The sequence below is a fragment of the Nocardia sp. JCM 38205 genome (genome assembly GCF_058222935.1).
The window spans coordinates 39,863-55,328 of record NZ_JBYHFL010000001.1 but is presented as its reverse complement, the minus strand read 5'-3'; the positions used below and the strand labels follow the sequence as shown (position 1 = coordinate 55,328).

Sequence of the window (15,466 nt, the reverse complement as noted above, 5' to 3'; positions counted from 1 at the left end):
AGATGGGCGGTTTACACGAGATCCAGGTTCGCGGTGTCGACGGGCAGGTCGGCCAGCCGCCATTCGAGCATGCCGTCGTGCAGGCGTATGCCGCGGCGGCCGTGTTCGTTCAGTAGCCGCACCGCGTCGTAGGCCAGCGCGCAGTACTCTCCCCGGCAGTAGACCACGATGTCGGTGTCGACCGGCAGCTCTGCGACCCGCTGGGGCAATTCCGCGACGGGGATACTCACGGCGCCGGGAATGTGACCGGCCGCGTACTCCTCGGCCGGGCGTACATCGAGTACCAGCACCGTGCCGGCGTCGCTGCGCGCGATCAGTTCGTCCCGGGACAGCTCGCTATCGGCCGCTGGTCCGAGGTAGGCGTCGCGGGCGGGTGCCACTGTGGCCTGATGGGTTTCGGCGACCTTGCGCAGCAACACCAGCAGCTGGGCGACGTCGGCGCCGGCGAGCCGGTAATGGATCCGGACCCCGTCGCGGCGGGTGGCCACGAATCCGGCCTGTTTGAGGGTCTGCAAATGCGCCGACGCGGTGGTCAGGTTGAGTCCCGCGGCCCTCGCCAGGGCTTCAACGGTCCGTTCGCCCTGAGCGAGTAGGTCCAGCAGCTCGAGCCTTTTTCCGCTGGCCAGGGCCTTGCCGCTGGCGGCGAACGCGTCGTAGAGCGCCGTCTTCGTGGCCCGTTTCCCCTCCACCATGAGACCTCCGATCGTCTGTGGAATCGCGTACCAGCGACTCGGTCGTCGTGCTATCGCTCCGCCAGGTTGCTCATCCATGATTCCATGGAATACTATCAAACGATATTCCACGGAGTATTGGAATATCTGCCGCGGACCGGATGAAGGAGCACCTCGCATGCCGACCGAACTCACCCTCGTTCCCGTAATCGACGAAGGACTGGGCAACTCGACGTATCTGCTGGACCTGGGTGACGGGCGGGCGATGGTGCTCGACCCCGAACGCGACCTGCGTCAAGTCCGCGCCGAAGCAGCCCGCCTCGGCGTGCGGATTGCCTACGCGGTGGAGACCCACCTGCATGCCGACTTCATCTCCGGTGCACGGGAACTCGCCGAAACCGAGGGCGCCACCGTGCTGGCACCCGAGTTCGGCCCTCGCGGCTTCGAAGTGACAGCGCTCGGTGACACCGACCGGGTCGAGCTCGGCTCCTTCACCCTGGAAGCGCTGTTCACCCCGGGGCATTCACCCGAGCACCTGTCATATCTGCTCTACGAAGGCGATCGACTGCTGGGAGTCTTCACTGGTGGCTCGCTGATGGTGGGGACCGCCGGACGCACCGACCTGGTCTCCCAGGAGCAGACCGTGCCACTGGCCCGCGCCCAGTACCACTCGCTGCAACGATTGATGACCCTGCCCGACGACACCCCGGTCTGGCCCACCCATGGCGCCGGATCGTTCTGCTCCTCCTCGCTGAACGCCGAGCGGGTCAGCACGATCGGCCACGAACGCGCCACCAACCCGTTGCTCCAGGTCGACGGCGAAGACGCGTTCGTCGACGCCCTGCTCGCCTCCCTCGGCACCTTCCCCGACTACTTCCTCCGGCTGGGCGAAATCAACCACAAAGGCCCCGCAGTCCTCGGCGAAACCCTCGACATCCCGCCGCTCACCAGCACCCAGGTCCAGGAGTTGATCGCCGACGGAGCACAGCTCGTCGATGTGCGCGCAGCCGCCGACTTCGCCGCCTGCCATATCCCCGGCGCGCTGTCGATCACGCTGCGGCCCGTGTTCGCCACCTGGCTCGGCTGGCTCGTCGACCCGAACCGGCCGGTCGTCATCATCCGAGACCCAGGGCAGAGCGCCGACGACATCGCCTGGGACGCAGCGAAAGTCGGGTTCGATGCACTCGCTGGAGAACTCGCCGGCGGAATGAATGCCTGGACCGGGGCCACCGAGGCTCACGAAGTGCGCCTAACCGATGCCGACCTGCTTGCCGCCGATCCGCCCGCGGTTGTCCTGGATGTCCGTCAACGCAATGAATTCGCCAACGGCCATGTGCCTGCCGCCCGCAATGTCGAGCTCGCAGCGCTGGGCGGCCTGCTACCGCAGCTGCCTGCCGGGCCGGTGCTGGTGATGTGCGGGCACGGGGAACGCGCCATGACCGCAGCCGCCATCCTCGCCGCTGCTGGGCGGACCGATATCCACGTGTTGGACGGTGGGCCCGGCGACTATGCCCGCGCCACCGGAGACGACTTGGTCATCGAATCATGAAAACCGGCACCGTTTCCCGAGGCCCGGTATTGGGATTGCGGGAAAACGCCGCCCAATTCACGCTCCTCGTCGCTGTCAATGCGTTGGTCGGCGGGATGGTCGGGCAACAGCAAACCGTGCTACCGCTGCTCGCCGAATCCGACTTCGGACTCACCGGCTACACCTACATCTTCACCTACGTCGCCGCCTTCGGAATCACCAAGGCGATCGCGAACTACTTCGCCGGCACCTTCTCCGACCGGTACGGCCGCAAACCCGTCCTGCTCATCGGCTGGCTATTCGCCCTACCGGTGCCACTGATGCTGATCGCCGCCCCCAACTGGGGCTGGGTCATCGGCGCCAACGTCCTACTCGGCATCAATCAGGGACTGACCTGGTCGACCACCGTGGTCATGAAAATCGACCTCGTCGGCCCAGCCCGCCGCGGCCTGGCCATGAGCCTCAACGAGGCCGCCGGCTACGGTGCCGTCGCGGTCAGCTCCCTACTCGCCGGATACCTCGCCGAACACTACGGCCTACGCCCCGCCCCGTTCCTGCTCGGACTCGCCTACGTCGCACTGGCCCTGCTGCTTTCCGGGCTTTTCGTCCACGAAACCCGCGACCACGCCCGCCTCGAAGCCGACAGTCACACACCACGAGCCGACGGCCTCCACGACCACCTACACGGTGAGCTCACCGACCGGGAGATCGCCGTACAAACCAGCCTCAAAGAACCCGCCCTGTCCTCGGCCAGCCACGCCGGACTGGTCAACAACCTCAACTTCGGCCTGTCCTGGGGCCTGTTCCCACTCCTATTCGCCACCGCCGACCTCACCATCGCCCGAATCGGGATCCTGTTCGCCCTCTACCCAGGCGTCTGGGGCGCCGGCCAACTCGTCACCGGCGCCCTCTCGGACCGCATCGGGCGAAAACACCTCATCACCAGCGGCATGGCACTACAAGCGGCCGCACTCGCAGTCATCGCCTACTCCAACGACTTCACCGGCTGGGCCACCGGAACCGTGCTGCTCGGACTCGGCACCGCCATGGTCTACCCGACCCTGCTCGCCGTCATCGGCGACGTCGCCCACCCTGCCTGGCGGGGCAGAGCCGTCGGCATCTACCGAGTATGGCGCGACCTCGGCTACGCCGTCGGCGCCGTCCTCGGCGGAATCGCCGCAGACCTCATGGGACTCCACGCCGCCGTCTGGGCCGCTGCCGTCATCAGCACCGCCGCAGCCGTCGCAGTCGGTGCACGCATGTACGAAACCCATCCCCGTTCACCAGGTGTCCACCCACGGCAGACCAGCCTCTCGACCCCATCTGTGACCGGTGAATAAGGACCTGGTAGGTCGGATTCGTTCAGGTCCAGGGGTCACTTGGTGGACGAAGATCGCGCCACGGCCGATTGGACCTGTGCTCTCCAGTGGAGTTTCGCGCGCGTACTCAACGCCGGTGCAGCGGCCGCTCCGGGTGGCCGACGTCGTCCACGGACACGAGGTCTATCGTGCCGATCTGATGGCACCACCGTGGCAATTTGCCGAACAGCTCGAATCCCGCACCGGTGGCAGCCGACCAGGTGAAAGCTGAGATTCAGAGATTGCGCCACCCCGGCCCGAGGGACGCACGATTCCACGGCCGGGCGTACAGTCCGTGGGGCTGATGAGCATCGACTGCCGCTCGTTGAGCCGTCGTCCGGGTTCCTTGCCTGCCGGACTCACATGCAGCCCCTGAAATCGCTGACTTCCATGGGATGATACGCCGAGGAGGCCGGTGGTTGCGTCTGCTGGGTGCCTGCGACTCTGCCGATTTCCGCATGGGTGGTTTGGTACGGGCGCGGGTAGAAGAAACTCCCGGTGTCTCCTACCCGAGCGCCCGTCTGTGCAGCACCGGGATTGCAGCCGTTATGCAGCATACCTCTGCGAGGCATGGCGGTTTGTCTATGCCCTCTATTAATTGCGGGTTGGGATGACCACATGTTGAAGCTCGCTGCCACGCATGGCGACGTAGTCGCGCTCACTGGCGCCGCGATCGGGCCCGGTGGGGTGCCCCGGTTTGCTGGTGCAAAGGAAATTGTCAGTCGCATTGAGTACGTCCGAAGCCTGCTGGGGGAGCGGGCACCCAGTGTTGAGTTGAATATGCCCGTGCATGCGGTCTCCTGCGACGTCCGAGCGCAACGCCGTTCTTGACGCCTTCGGCGCGATGCTGCCGAGCGGAGCGCCCGACGACCTGCCAATGTTGTTGTTCGGCGCTCCCTTTGAGATGGCGCAGCGACTACGCGAACGGCAGGATCGTTTCGGCAATTCGTATGTCACAGAGCTGGAGCCGTACCTGGACGCCTTCGCTCCGGTCATCGAACAGCTGCGCTGATAGCGCGGTATCGGTGACCGACGTCGCAGTTGGGGGAGTCTGTGCGGTGAAGAGCGCACCGACTCAGCGATCCTGGTGTTCTCCGAGGTCGGTGATCGTCCGGCGTCCGTCATCGGATTGCTTCGGTGGACACGTGTGCTCAAATTCCCTGTCTTCGACGGCGATGGTGTGGATAGGAGGCGTGCTGACCTAACGGTTCGATCTGTACTGTTCCGCGAGATGGGTGTTGACCGCCATCGACGTTCAATGCTGGGTAGAAGCGCACACCGAGTCAGCATGGGTGAGTAATCCAACGGCAATATGATCTTCCACCCAGAGTGTCGCTCAGTCCTGTTGTGGGAGATGTCTGGCATGTGTTCTACCGGCGCTCGCGACGGCAGCCCGGATGCGGCTGGGCGGAGCCTGGTACTTATGGCGGAATGCCTTGTTGAATGCGGCGATGGAGGGGAAGCCACTGGTGGTGGCGATTTCGTGAATCGATTGCCGGTTGCGGTGGTCGGTCAGGAGCCGGTATGCGTGGGCGAGGCGAGTGTCGCGAATCAGCTTGGCGGGTGTAGTGCCCGTGTCGTGTAGTGCTCGTTCGAGTGTGCGCTTCGAGCAGCCTAGGTGGTCGGCGACGCCGTCGGGTGTGAGCCACTGGTGGCCGGAGTTGTTGGTTATGTAGGTGCGGGCGTCGTGCGCGAGGCGGTCTAGGCGCCCGGCAAGTGGGGCGTGTTGTTCGTGGAGGGTTTCGGCGAGGAGGTCGGTAAGGCGGGTGGTGATGGCAAGGAATTCGGTGCCGGTGACCGACTCTCGATGGGTCGCCAGCGTCGATGTCAGGGCGGAGACGGCGGCGTGGGCGGTGCGGCCATGGTGGCCGGCGAGGGGTGCTGTCCGCCGGAGGATGTTGTTGATTTCGGTGTGGGGGAAGGTGAGCATCCGGATTCGGGCATGGTTGGCGTGTGTCAGCGTGAGTGGTCGGGCCATCGAGATGACGCCCAGTTTTCCTGGTGTGAGGATGATCTGGGTGTCAGATTGGTCGAGCACGGCCGTGCCGGTGACCGGGATGATGAGGGATACGCGGTTGCCGAAGTCGGTGTCGCGGAGGTGGCGTGAGGTGCGCCGGTAGCTGGCGGCGTGGGAGGTGAACTCGACCAGCTTGTGGTCGTCGGCATGTGCCGTTCTGCTGTTTCCGATGAAGTCGTTGCTGTCTCGGGAGAACGAGTATGACAGCGCACCGTGGTGTCCGGTGACGTAGGCCATCCAGCTGTCGAGCCGGTCGGCTTGCGGGTGCTCGGTGGTACTGAGTTGGTCGAGATGATAAGTCGGATCGCTCATTCGAGCCCCCCTCCGTAATGACGCAAATCGAGCATTGGTGTCGCACATTGAGCAGCCGGTCGCTGGCTTGACCACAGCATATGACACCGGCAGGCTCGCGGCAGACGTCGTTCGTCGGCACAACAGAACCGGATGATCCCTTAATCGCCATTGCGAAAGGACATATTCGACGGCAAGACGCCGTTCGAGGTGAATCCATACCTCCTCTTCGACGATGTTGCGGGCGCGGCATTTAGCTTCTGCTGGTCAAATTCATTGCCGCATTCTCTGATCAGCGACCGAATCTGAAAGGGTGTGCTTGCCCCTTTGTGAAGATTCGCAGTAATTCTGGCAACCGGATCTAGCCGGGAGTCGTGATCAGGTTCGGCGTTTCGGAGTCAAGAGCAAATGGATGCTCGATACTTGCTGACCTGGGTTTCTCGCGGCCGACTCCAGTAGCTTGTCGCGAATCGTCATCGGATCAGTTTGTCTGAAGTGGTGGCGGTCGTTCTGCTAGTCATCGGCGTGTCGCGTCGGCGTGTCGAGGGCTCGTTTGTGCTCTGTGGGGCCGGAATATGGCTGTGGGGTGGCGATGAGCAGTTGGATGTTGTAGGGCTGGCCGGGTTCGGCAATGACGAGGTGCAGGGAGGTGAGTTCGTCGGTGTCGGGGTCGCGGATGTGGAGGAGGTCGGTGACGGGGCGGCCGTAGATGACCTCGACGATGGGTGTCCAGAGGCGTTGGAAGTCTTTGTTGGGGCCTAGGCGGCGCATGATGTCGCGGACTTGGATCGAGTCGCGGTAGCGGGCCAGGACGGGTTTGGTGGTGGCGATGGCGCGGGCGGTTTCGGCTTCCCATTCGACGAGGACATCGCGAGCTTCGGGTGTGAACAGCCAGGTGGGGATGCAGTCGGTGGACTCGATGCCGGGCAGGGCCGCGCGGAAGCCGTTGTTGCAGGCCAGGATGTTCCACAGCGGGTCGACGTAGGCGGCGAGGATGCCGCGATTGGTGAGGTCGGTCAGCTGGGCCATCAGGGCTGTATCGCCGGCGACGAGCTGCCGCAGTTTGTCGGGAGCGTCCAGGTCGACTGCTGGCGCCCGGAGTTCACGCAGGTAGCGCGCCTGGTGGGGTCCGCAACGGTAGCCAGCGATGAGTTGCTCGAGCACCTCCAGTGAGGGCATGGTTCGGTCGCTTTCGATCTTGGCGAGGTAGGTCGTGCTGACGCCGTGGCGGAGGTATGCGGTGGCCCGGGAGATGCCGAGCGCGTTGCGGATCTGCAGGCAGGCGCTGCCGAGGGTGGGGATGTGCGGGCGCTCGTGGTCGGCGGGGTGGGGTCGGCGTGTGGGGTTCCGGGTCATGGCCGGAAGTCCCCCTTTCTTGGGGTCTTCCATCGACGGGTGGGGCACAGATAAACTGAAAAGTTCCCCCGAGCAGATGTTTCCGGTTGTACCAGAGTGGGTATCGACCGGCAAGGCATGTCGCGAATCGCCCGCTCGTTTGGGTTGCTGAATCTGTGCTCAAGTCCCGGATATGCCGTTGTTGGCGGCGCGCCTGACGCCAAAGGGTCTTCTACCCTGGCGGCAGCAAACTGGATGGAATCGCCTGGTCAGCGGCCTATCACGATTGACCACTCCGGTGTTTACAACAATCGTGTCCAGTCGAAACCCTAGCGCAGGAGCTCTTTTCACGGTTTGGATGGAAATGCCAGTCCACTTCCAGCGAAAGGAAACCCTCCGTGGATCCCATCGTGATTCTCGACTACCTCAACCTCGGCCTGTCGGTTCTGAACAACGGGCTGTCGGTGATCATCAACGGCCTGACCCTGATCCTGCCGCTGCTCTGACACTGCGGTAGCTGAAAGCCGCCTCCCAGAACAGGTTCGGTGCCTGGGAGGCGAGCAATCTTCCGCGCACCGTCGCGCGATTCTCTTCTTTCCATTCTTCCTTTGTGACGAAGGGTCTATTTGTCATGCCCAAATCCTGTGCATCTCACAGCAACTCGACGCGTCATCTGAGCGCTCGGCAGGGTGCCGATGCGGTTCGGTGGCGCGGTTCGGGCGTGGGGCGTGGTGCGCGTCTGCTGTTGATGGGCGCGGTGCCGGTGGTGATTGTGGCCGGCGCCGGCGATGCTGCGGCGTTGACCGATGCCGCGGCAGTGATCGCCGATCAGCCCGGCGTAACCGTCCCCGCCCAACCCGGCACGACGCCGCCCCCGGCGCCACCACCACCGCCGCCGCCGCCTCCGGAACCGCCGGTGCAGGAAGCGCCGCCACAAGAGCCGGCTCCGCCTCCGGTGTATTACGTGCAGCCACCGGAGGTCCGCAATGACGCTCCGTCGCGTCCGGCCCCGCCGCCGGAGGCTCCAGTGGAGCCGGTGCGGATCGAAGAACTGCATCTGCCCGAGCCGGTGCCGCCGGTGGCGCCGATCGAGGCGCCGGAAAACACGATCCGCATCGGGCAGTGGCAGGCCCCGCGCCCAGAATGGCTCCCACCACACGTCGCCGACAACATCAACGATGCAGCTGCCGGCGCTGAAGCGCAGGGGGCGACGGCACTGGACTCGGTCGGCATCCCGGCGGGGCGGTCGGACCGGGTCAGTGGAGCGACGTTGGCCGGCGCCGGGATCGGAGGAGCAGCCGGAGCGGTCGGTGTCGGGGGACCGGTGGCGGCCGTGGGTGCTGCGGTGGGCGGGGCAATCGGCGGCACGATCGGCGGGATCGCCGGCGCCGCGCTCGGCACCGTGGTCCCCGTCCCGGTCATTGGCACCGTCACCTCGGGTGTGGCGGGGACGGCGATCGGTGCGGCAGCGGGCGCGGCCGCCGGCGCCGCGGTCATCGGAATCCCGGTCGCCGTCGTGGCAGCGGTCGCCGCCGGAACCATCGGCGCTGGTTTCGGCGCCGGCGTGGGGGTGGGACAGCCGTGACAACCACCACCCGAACACGTGTCGCTGCCGCCTTCGCGGTGACAACGGCCGCGGCTTCGGTCGCTGTCTGTTCCGGTATCGGGCAGGCAGGTGCGGTGCCGATCGGGCCGAGTTGCCCGGCGTTGTTCGTGCTGGGTATCCAGGGCACCGGTCAATCCTCACCTGCAGCGGATCCACTGGCGGACACCGGTGTTATCGGGGCGTTGCTCGGCCCGGTGGTGGCGACGGTGCCGCAGCTGGTGCAGCGCGCCTACATCAGCTATGGCGCTGGTTTCGGTGGCGCGGTGCCTGGCGGCAGCGCGGACCCGTATGCGGCGTCGGTGGCCGATGCCCGCCAACGCCTGGACGCCGCCGCCACGAAGGTCGCGACAGCGTGCCCGGCCACGATGATCGCTGGCGTCGGCTATTCCCAAGGCGCGCAAGCATTGTCGACGTTCGCCCGCGATGTCGGCGCTGGCGCGGGCCCGGTGAGTGCGGACCGGATCGCTGCGATCGCCTTGTATTCCAACCCGGACCGAGCCCCCGGTGCCCCGGTCTTTCCGGGACGCCCGGGCCAATCGGTCCCGGACCCGGCGCCCGGCACGAGCGGGGGCGCGGTGGCGGGCGTGCAGCTGCCGCATCCACCGGCTGCCGGTAGTGGCATCGCTGGTGGTGAGGCGAGCTATGGCGCGTTGACCGGTCGCGTGGCCGATATCTGCACTGATGGCGACCTCGCCTGCTCGGCACCCGACCGGGCGGCGCTGTTGCGGGTCGGTGCCGAACTTGCCGCCCAGGCCGATCTGCGTGACCCGATCGCCGCTTTCGCCTCGATGCACAGCCTGTTCACCGCAGCGCTGGGGCAGGCGTGGACCACGGTTGTTCTCAACGATTTCCAGGTCGGTGCCGGCAATGTCGACTACCTGCCGCAGCAGGGATTGGCGGCCCGGCTGATCGAGGCCGCTGACCCCCGGACGCCGGCACCGTCGCCGGAGCAGGTGGGTGCGGCGGCGGGCCGCTGGGCCGAGATCACCACCGCTGTCGCGGCGAACCCGCTGGTGTTGGTGCCGAAGCTGGCCGGACAGTTGAGCGCGGCGTGGGGACAGCTGGTCGCCGACAACGCCGACCTGATCAACCCCGCCGTCTGGGCCCGCTACGGCGACACCGTCGCCCGCCACAACGGCTACGCCACCACCGGGCAACTGACCTCGGGCACCGCGTGGCTGATCGCCGCCGCCCACGACATCGCAGGAAGCCGATGACGATGACCACAAACCTGCTCACGACGGCCAACGCCGACGACACCTTCTACGCGAGCCCGGTGATGGGGTTCGACACCGCGCCGGGCCAGATCGTTCGCCGCCGACCCGTCGACACCCCGCAGCTGCCGAACGCCGCCCGGGCCTGGCAAATCCTCTACGCCTCCCGCACCGGGTTCGGCGCACCCGTCGCGGCGTCGGGCATCGTGCTCACCCCCGACATCGACGATCCCGCCGACCCACGACCCGTCGTCATCTACGCGCCCGTGTTCCACGGACTCGGCGGGCGGTGCGCGCCCTCACAGCTGCTGGCCGGGGCGGGGTTCGAAGCCGAAGCCCACCACATCGCCGCCCTGCTGGAACGCGGCTGGACCGTCGCGGTCCCCGACGGGCACGGGCTCGGGGTGACCGGGATCGGCCCACACCGTTTCCTCGCCGGCGGCGACGCAGCCCGGGCTGTGCTCGACATGGCGCGCGTGGTGCGAGCCTTGCCGGAGCTGGACGCACCGGACCCGGCGGTCGCGGTCTGGGGATACGGCGACGGCGGCCGCGCCGCGGTATGGGCGGCCGAACAGCAGCCACGCTATGCCCCGGAGGTCGATCTGCGTGGGGTGGTGGCCGGCGCGGTCGCCGCGGACCCGGGCGCGCTGATCGCCGCGGCCGATGGGGGTGTGTGGGCGGGGTTGGCGGTCGCGGCGGTGATCGGGCTGGCCCGCGCCTACCGGCACCTGCCGGTCGCGCACATCCTCACCGAGGACGGCTATCAGATGGCCGAGACCGCCGCCCTCATGGACACCGCCGCCCTACTCACCACCTACCGTAACCAGCCGCTGGGGCACTGGTGCGAACGTTCGGATCCGTGGGATGACCCGATGTGGCGGTATCTGCTGGCCAACGAAACCACCGGCCGCGACATCCCGCAGGCGCGGGTGCATCTGTATCACGGCGCCGATGACGCCATCGTCCCGATCGACATGGGCCGCACTCTCTATCACACCTACCGCGACCGCGGGGTGCAGGTGAGCTGGCGCGAATTCCTCACCGGCCACGCCGGCACCGCGAGCAAAGGCAGCGAAGACGCCCTGCTTCGGCTGACCGCGCTGCTGCCGCATCGCCGGATCCCACCACCACCGAAAACCACCTGAATCGGCCTGCCCCGCCCCGGCGTCACCTCTCGTCGACGAGGCGGGGCAGGCCACCACCAAACACCTTCGACCAGAACGCGATATTCGCCATGGACCCTCAACCGCACACCCCCCGGAATTCCCGCCGCCGTACTGTCGCCGTGCTCCTGACAACCGTGGCAGCGACGACCGCACTCGCTGCCGGCGCGGCGGACGCGGAGACGACCGCGCCGCCAGGTGATTCGTGCCCTATCCTGTATGCGATCGGCGTGCAGGGTGGCGAGGAAACCTCCATCGACACCCCGGCCAACGTCGATACCGGCGCACTCGGACAGGTCTTCGCCCCGGTCACCGCCGCGGCCGGTGATCTGGTGCAGCGCGTGTTTCTGCGATTCGGGCACACGCCTGACGGTGCGCCGCTGGCCTTCGACGACGCCGTGAGCGCCGCAGCCGCAGACCTGGATGCCACCGCAGCGGAGGTTGTGGAGCGCTGCCCGCACACGCAGGTCGCGGCGGTCGGCTACACCCAGGGCGCCGCGGCGGCGGCACGATTCGCCGAACACGTCGGGACCGGCCGATCGCGGGCGCCCGCCGACAAGATCGCCGCAATCGCCTTACTGGCCAACCCGAACCGTCCCGCACACACACCGGCCTTACCGGGCCGGCCCGATGCCAGCACGCCGGCGCCGCCACCGGGAACCACCGGCACACACACCTCGGCCATCACGCTGAGCAACCCAGAGCTGTCAGGCGCAGGTATCAGTACTGCCGCCGGGGTCCCCGCGTCGTCAGGGTATGGGGCGTTGGCGGGGCGGGTCGCGGATCTGTGTGTGCCCGGGGACGCCACCTGTGATACCCCAGCGGGCAGCGGCCTGGCGAGAGCGGTCGCCAACGTCACCGCCCGCAGCGATCTGCGTGACCCCGTCGCCGCGATATCCACAGTGGCCCAGGCACTATCGACCACGATCTACACCACCGCCGTCGAGGTCGTGAACGACGACCTCACCGGCACCAGCCTCGACCAACTGTCCTACAACCCCGCCAAACCCCTCGCGCAACGCCTCGCCGAAACCTCCGCCCCCAACTTGGTCCCGCCGGGCCCGCAGCAGGCGCTCGCGGCGTTGTTCAAAGTCGGCACGATCGGGCTCAACGCGGTGATCACGGTGGTGCAGAAGGTCTTCACCCCGGCGACCATCGCCGAACTGGCCACCGTCGGACTGATCAACCCCTGGGGCGCCGTCGCGTCCCTCGGAGCAAAACTTGCCGGCGCGGTGGTCGAGCTTGTGCCGCCGCAGACCGCCGTCCGATGGATCAACGACGCCTTCGACGCCGTGACCGGTCTGATCACCGATCCGGGCGAGCTCTATCAGGTGTCGGCTTCCGCGCACTACAGCGACACCAGCGGCCGCCACGGCGCCTACCAAACCATCCCCACCACCACCGGCGGCCGCTCCACCCTGGCCACCGTCGCCGACTGGCTCACCGCCGCCGCCCGCGACCTCGCCACCACGAACCCACCCCACGCACCAACGCCGACCCCAACCATCCCGACCACGATCCCGCCGTCGCCAGCCACCGAGACCGCGCCACCGTCCCGGCCGACCACCGGCGGTCCCTAGACCCCTTCGCAGGGGCGAGAACAACAAGTCCGCAGACGTACCCGAGACCTGTCTGCTGATTCTCCCCGGCACTCGCCCCTCGAAGGGCCCACCCCACCACCACAGCGACCCGAGCAGGGAGGTGACCACCACAATGACCAACCCCGACGACCACAGCCACGCCGGACCCGGTTGGCAATGGCTCGAACACTCCGAACCCACTGCACTGCAACCGATCCCGAAATCTCCAGGTGCACACAACGCACCACATGACACCGCCAGGGGCGGCGGTGCGGAATGGGCATGGCTCGACCGCACGCCCGACCACCGTACGGCCCGCGCGCCGGGAAGGCGTGCGTCTGGCCGGATATGGGCGGGGCTGGCCGCTGCCCTCGGCGTGTCCGGAGTGGTCATCGGCCTCGGCGTCGCCTCCCTCGCCGGCCAGGATGAGGTGCCTGTCGCTGCCCCGGCGATCACCGCGGCGCCACCGACCTCAACGAGTATCCCGGCGGCGTGTGAGGGCCTGACGGGGACAACGGTCACCGACAAGGCGGGCGACAACCACAGCCTGGCAGGGGTGATCGCGGGCTTCCAGCACGCCTACTACGTGCAGCGCAGCGCGGATGCTGCGATGCGGTTCCTCGGTCCGGAGTCCGGAATCGTGGCTGCGGCACTGGCGGCGGGGATCGCGTCGATCCCGCTCGGCACCACCCATTGCGTTGCGATAACCCCGATTGCCGACGCCGCCGCCGAGGTGCACCTGGCCGAGGTCCGGCCCGACGGGTCTCGCATCGACTACCTGCAACTGGTCAACGTCGGCCCCAGCGAACCCGACACCGTGATCACCAACATCCAGAGGCGAAGCTGAGCCATGTCCGCCCCCGTCCTTCGACTGACCCGCCGCAACAGCGCGGTGGGTGCGCGGCTGGATCCGGCGACGGTCGCGGCCCCGGCTCGTCGGGCGCCGGTGCGGGACGCGCCGCTGCCGATCACCGGCCGCTACCCGCCGCTGTTCGCGGTGATGGGCGCCCACGGCGGGGCGGGTGCGTCGACGCTGGCGCGGTGGTGGGCCCCGGCCGCCGACACCGGGCTCGCGTGGCCGGCGTCACCGGCCACGACCCGATACGTGCTGGTGGCAGCGAGGGTGTGTATGCCCGGGCTGACCGCCGCTGCAGACCGGCTGCGGGAATGGCACGCCGGGCTGGCCCCGGACGGGGTCACGGTGATCGGGCTGGTGCTGACCCCCACCCGCCCCGGACGGATCCCGGCCGTGGTGCGCCGCTACCAGGGTGTCGTCGCGGACCTGGTCGAGCACGTCTACGAGATCGGCTGGCACGACGAACTCCTCGCATGTGAGCTCGACGAACTCGCCCAATACCAGCCGGCTGACCCGCCACCACCCCGACGCGCCCGGCTGCGTGACGCCGTCCCCGCCGACGTCCACCACACCGGCACCCAGATCCTTGACCACCTCGCCGCCACCCGTGAACACGCTGCGGCACTGTCTGATTCGGAGCCCACCTCATGACCACCATTTACGCGGCCGGCGAGGCGGTGATCGTTCTCGCCCAAACCATCACGGTCAACCCGAAGCCGCCACCGGGGTCGGAGAAGTTGATCAACCTGGTCAACTATCTGTCCTGGTTGGTCATGCTCGCCGGTGTCGCCGCCCTGATCTATGCGGGCGGGAAATTTGGGTGGGAACGCTTCCATGGCGGCGCGGTCGAGTCGCCGAAGATCATCCTGGCCGCGCTCGTCGGCGGAATCATCGCCACCACCGCCGGAATGATCATGAACGCCGTTGTCACCGGAGGCGTGGCATGAATCTGCCGCCGCAAGTGATCGCGCCGCTGGGGCAACTGCTCGGCTATCTGGCCTGGTTCGTGCTGATTCTGTGTGTCGGTCGCGCCATCTTCGTCGCCGGGCTCCTCGGCATCCGCATCTACCGCGAGGAAAGCATCGAAGGCCTCATCGGCGCACTGTCGGGGGCCGCGCTACTCGGATCCGCCAGCGGCATCGCCGCCGCCGTCCTGTCCACCTGAACCTCCACATCCGGTAGGCCATCACATGAATCCATCTGCGAGACAACGCATTCACTGGCTAGCCATCACGTTCTGTGTTGGCGTCATTTCCGTGGTGTGCCTCAGCTGCGGTGTGCCCGACACATCGGACACGGTGCCGGGCACAACGGTGAGCGCGGTGGCGGTCGCCCCCACGGGCCTGAGATGGACCAGTTATCAGGGAGTCGACCTGCCGAGCGCCGACCAGGGACCAGCCCGAATGGACGGACCGGTCGCAGGTGGGTTCGACCGGTCACCGGCGGGTGCGGCGTTGGCAGCGATCCATGCCACGGTCCGGATCTCGATCGCGCCCGACAGCGACTGGGCGGTGATCGGGCACCGGATGCTCGCCCCCGGACCCGGTCGTGACGCCTGGGCGCTGGCCCGGGCGCAGATCTCGATCACCGCCCCGGTCACCGATGGCGCGCCGAAGATCCTCGGCTACACCCTCGCGGGCTACAGCCCCGACAACGCGGAGATCGACATCTACAGCCTGCACCCGGACAATTCGCTGACCCGCAACCACACCCAGCTCACCTGGCACCACGACGACTGGCGCCTCCGGCTACCCGCCACCCCGGACTCCAACCGCGTCGCCGCCGTCGCGGTCCCGCCGGCGGACTTGATCGCGTTCACGCCGCCTCGCTGAAGAAGGACACCGAAT

The 15,466-nt window shown here is 67.4% G+C and carries 15 protein-coding genes; 12 read left to right on the top strand and 3 right to left on the bottom strand.

Annotation, left to right across the window (positions count from 1 at the left end; translation table 11 throughout):
• Positions 1-11 precede the first annotated feature (11 nt).
• Positions 12-689, bottom strand: coding sequence for an ArsR/SmtB family transcription factor (locus AC4HOU_RS00230; protein ID WP_374760460.1), 678 nt, complete (start codon positions 687-689; stop codon positions 12-14).
• Between the two features lie 160 nt (positions 690-849).
• Between AC4HOU_RS00230 and AC4HOU_RS00225 the strand changes: the two genes are divergently transcribed.
• From AC4HOU_RS00225 to AC4HOU_RS00215, 3 genes are all read left to right on the top strand, one after another.
• The gene (locus AC4HOU_RS00225) at positions 850-2,220 is read left to right on the top strand and encodes an MBL fold metallo-hydrolase (RefSeq protein ID WP_195026764.1); all 1,371 of its coding nucleotides are present in this window, start codon (positions 850-852) and stop codon (positions 2,218-2,220) included.
• Entirely contained in the window at positions 2,217-3,539 is a 1,323-nt protein-coding gene (locus AC4HOU_RS00220; protein WP_195026763.1) for an MFS transporter, read from the top strand. The genes AC4HOU_RS00225 and AC4HOU_RS00220 overlap by 4 nt, the downstream gene beginning before the upstream one ends.
• A gap of 808 nt (positions 3,540-4,347) precedes the next feature.
• Positions 4,348-4,569: a hypothetical protein gene (locus AC4HOU_RS00215; RefSeq protein WP_195026762.1), complete on the top strand. Its 222-nt coding sequence runs from the start codon at positions 4,348-4,350 to the stop codon at positions 4,567-4,569.
• 324 nt (positions 4,570-4,893) lie between these two features.
• Here AC4HOU_RS00215 and AC4HOU_RS00210 read toward each other — a convergent pair whose 3' ends face one another.
• Both AC4HOU_RS00210 and AC4HOU_RS00205 read right to left on the bottom strand, forming a co-directional pair.
• On the bottom strand, positions 4,894-5,886 hold the full coding sequence (locus AC4HOU_RS00210; RefSeq protein WP_490723977.1) for an AraC family transcriptional regulator: 993 nt from the start codon (positions 5,884-5,886) through the stop codon (positions 4,894-4,896).
• A 492-nt stretch (positions 5,887-6,378) separates the two neighbouring features.
• Entirely contained in the window at positions 6,379-7,221 is an 843-nt protein-coding gene (locus AC4HOU_RS00205) for an MmyB family transcriptional regulator (protein WP_195026760.1), read from the bottom strand.
• Between the two features lie 1,057 nt (positions 7,222-8,278).
• On the opposite strand from AC4HOU_RS00205, the gene AC4HOU_RS00200 reads away from it, so the two are divergent.
• From AC4HOU_RS00200 to AC4HOU_RS00160, 9 genes are all read left to right on the top strand, one after another.
• A complete protein-coding gene (locus AC4HOU_RS00200) occupies positions 8,279-8,785 on the top strand; it encodes a hypothetical protein (RefSeq protein WP_490723976.1) in 507 nt (168 codons plus the stop codon).
• Complete coding sequence (locus AC4HOU_RS00195) at positions 8,782-10,023, top strand: cutinase family protein (protein WP_324195824.1); 1,242 nt, start codon at positions 8,782-8,784, stop codon at positions 10,021-10,023. Before AC4HOU_RS00200 ends, AC4HOU_RS00195 begins: the two co-directional genes overlap by 4 nt.
• Positions 10,020-11,165, top strand: coding sequence for a lipase family protein (locus AC4HOU_RS00190; RefSeq protein WP_195026758.1), 1,146 nt, complete (start codon positions 10,020-10,022; stop codon positions 11,163-11,165). The genes AC4HOU_RS00195 and AC4HOU_RS00190 overlap by 4 nt, the downstream gene beginning before the upstream one ends.
• Positions 11,166-11,320: 155 nt before the next feature.
• Positions 11,321-12,763, top strand: coding sequence for a cutinase family protein (locus AC4HOU_RS00185; RefSeq protein WP_195026757.1), 1,443 nt, complete (start codon positions 11,321-11,323; stop codon positions 12,761-12,763).
• Positions 12,764-12,896: 133 nt separating this feature from the next.
• Positions 12,897-13,610 (top strand): DUF8176 domain-containing protein, encoded by a 714-nt coding sequence (locus tag AC4HOU_RS00180; RefSeq protein ID WP_195026756.1) that lies wholly within the window; start codon positions 12,897-12,899, stop codon positions 13,608-13,610.
• Between the two features lie 3 nt (positions 13,611-13,613).
• A complete protein-coding gene (locus AC4HOU_RS00175) occupies positions 13,614-14,270 on the top strand; it encodes a hypothetical protein (protein ID WP_228791054.1) in 657 nt (218 codons plus the stop codon).
• Positions 14,267-14,566, top strand: coding sequence for a hypothetical protein (locus tag AC4HOU_RS00170; RefSeq protein WP_195026755.1), 300 nt, complete (start codon positions 14,267-14,269; stop codon positions 14,564-14,566). The genes AC4HOU_RS00175 and AC4HOU_RS00170 overlap by 4 nt, the downstream gene beginning before the upstream one ends.
• Positions 14,563-14,784, top strand: coding sequence for a hypothetical protein (locus AC4HOU_RS00165; protein WP_138457040.1), 222 nt, complete (start codon positions 14,563-14,565; stop codon positions 14,782-14,784). The genes AC4HOU_RS00170 and AC4HOU_RS00165 overlap by 4 nt, the downstream gene beginning before the upstream one ends.
• A 25-nt stretch (positions 14,785-14,809) precedes the next feature.
• A complete protein-coding gene (locus tag AC4HOU_RS00160) occupies positions 14,810-15,451 on the top strand; it encodes a DUF8175 domain-containg protein (RefSeq protein WP_490723975.1) in 642 nt (213 codons plus the stop codon).
• Positions 15,452-15,466 lie beyond the last annotated feature (15 nt).

Bases quoted from the DNA above. Each gene is read 5' to 3' on its own strand.
- AC4HOU_RS00225 (WP_195026764.1), top strand. From the start codon at position 850: ATGCCGACCGAACTCACCCTCGTTCCCGTAATCGACGAAGGACTGGGC.
- AC4HOU_RS00220 (WP_195026763.1), top strand. From the start codon at position 2,217: ATGAAAACCGGCACCGTTTCCCGAGGCCCGGTATTGGGATTGCGGGAA.
- AC4HOU_RS00215 (WP_195026762.1), top strand. From the start codon at position 4,348: ATGCGGTCTCCTGCGACGTCCGAGCGCAACGCCGTTCTTGACGCCTTC.
- AC4HOU_RS00210 (WP_490723977.1), bottom strand. From the start codon at position 5,886: ATGAGCGATCCGACTTATCATCTCGACCAACTCAGTACCACCGAGCAC.
- AC4HOU_RS00205 (WP_195026760.1), bottom strand. From the start codon at position 7,221: ATGACCCGGAACCCCACACGCCGACCCCACCCCGCCGACCACGAGCGC.
- AC4HOU_RS00190 (WP_195026758.1), top strand. From the start codon at position 10,020: ATGACGATGACCACAAACCTGCTCACGACGGCCAACGCCGACGACACC.
- AC4HOU_RS00180 (WP_195026756.1), top strand. From the start codon at position 12,897: ATGACCAACCCCGACGACCACAGCCACGCCGGACCCGGTTGGCAATGG.
- AC4HOU_RS00175 (WP_228791054.1), top strand. From the start codon at position 13,614: ATGTCCGCCCCCGTCCTTCGACTGACCCGCCGCAACAGCGCGGTGGGT.
- AC4HOU_RS00170 (WP_195026755.1), top strand. From the start codon at position 14,267: ATGACCACCATTTACGCGGCCGGCGAGGCGGTGATCGTTCTCGCCCAA.
- AC4HOU_RS00165 (WP_138457040.1), top strand. From the start codon at position 14,563: ATGAATCTGCCGCCGCAAGTGATCGCGCCGCTGGGGCAACTGCTCGGC.
- AC4HOU_RS00160 (WP_490723975.1), top strand. From the start codon at position 14,810: ATGAATCCATCTGCGAGACAACGCATTCACTGGCTAGCCATCACGTTC.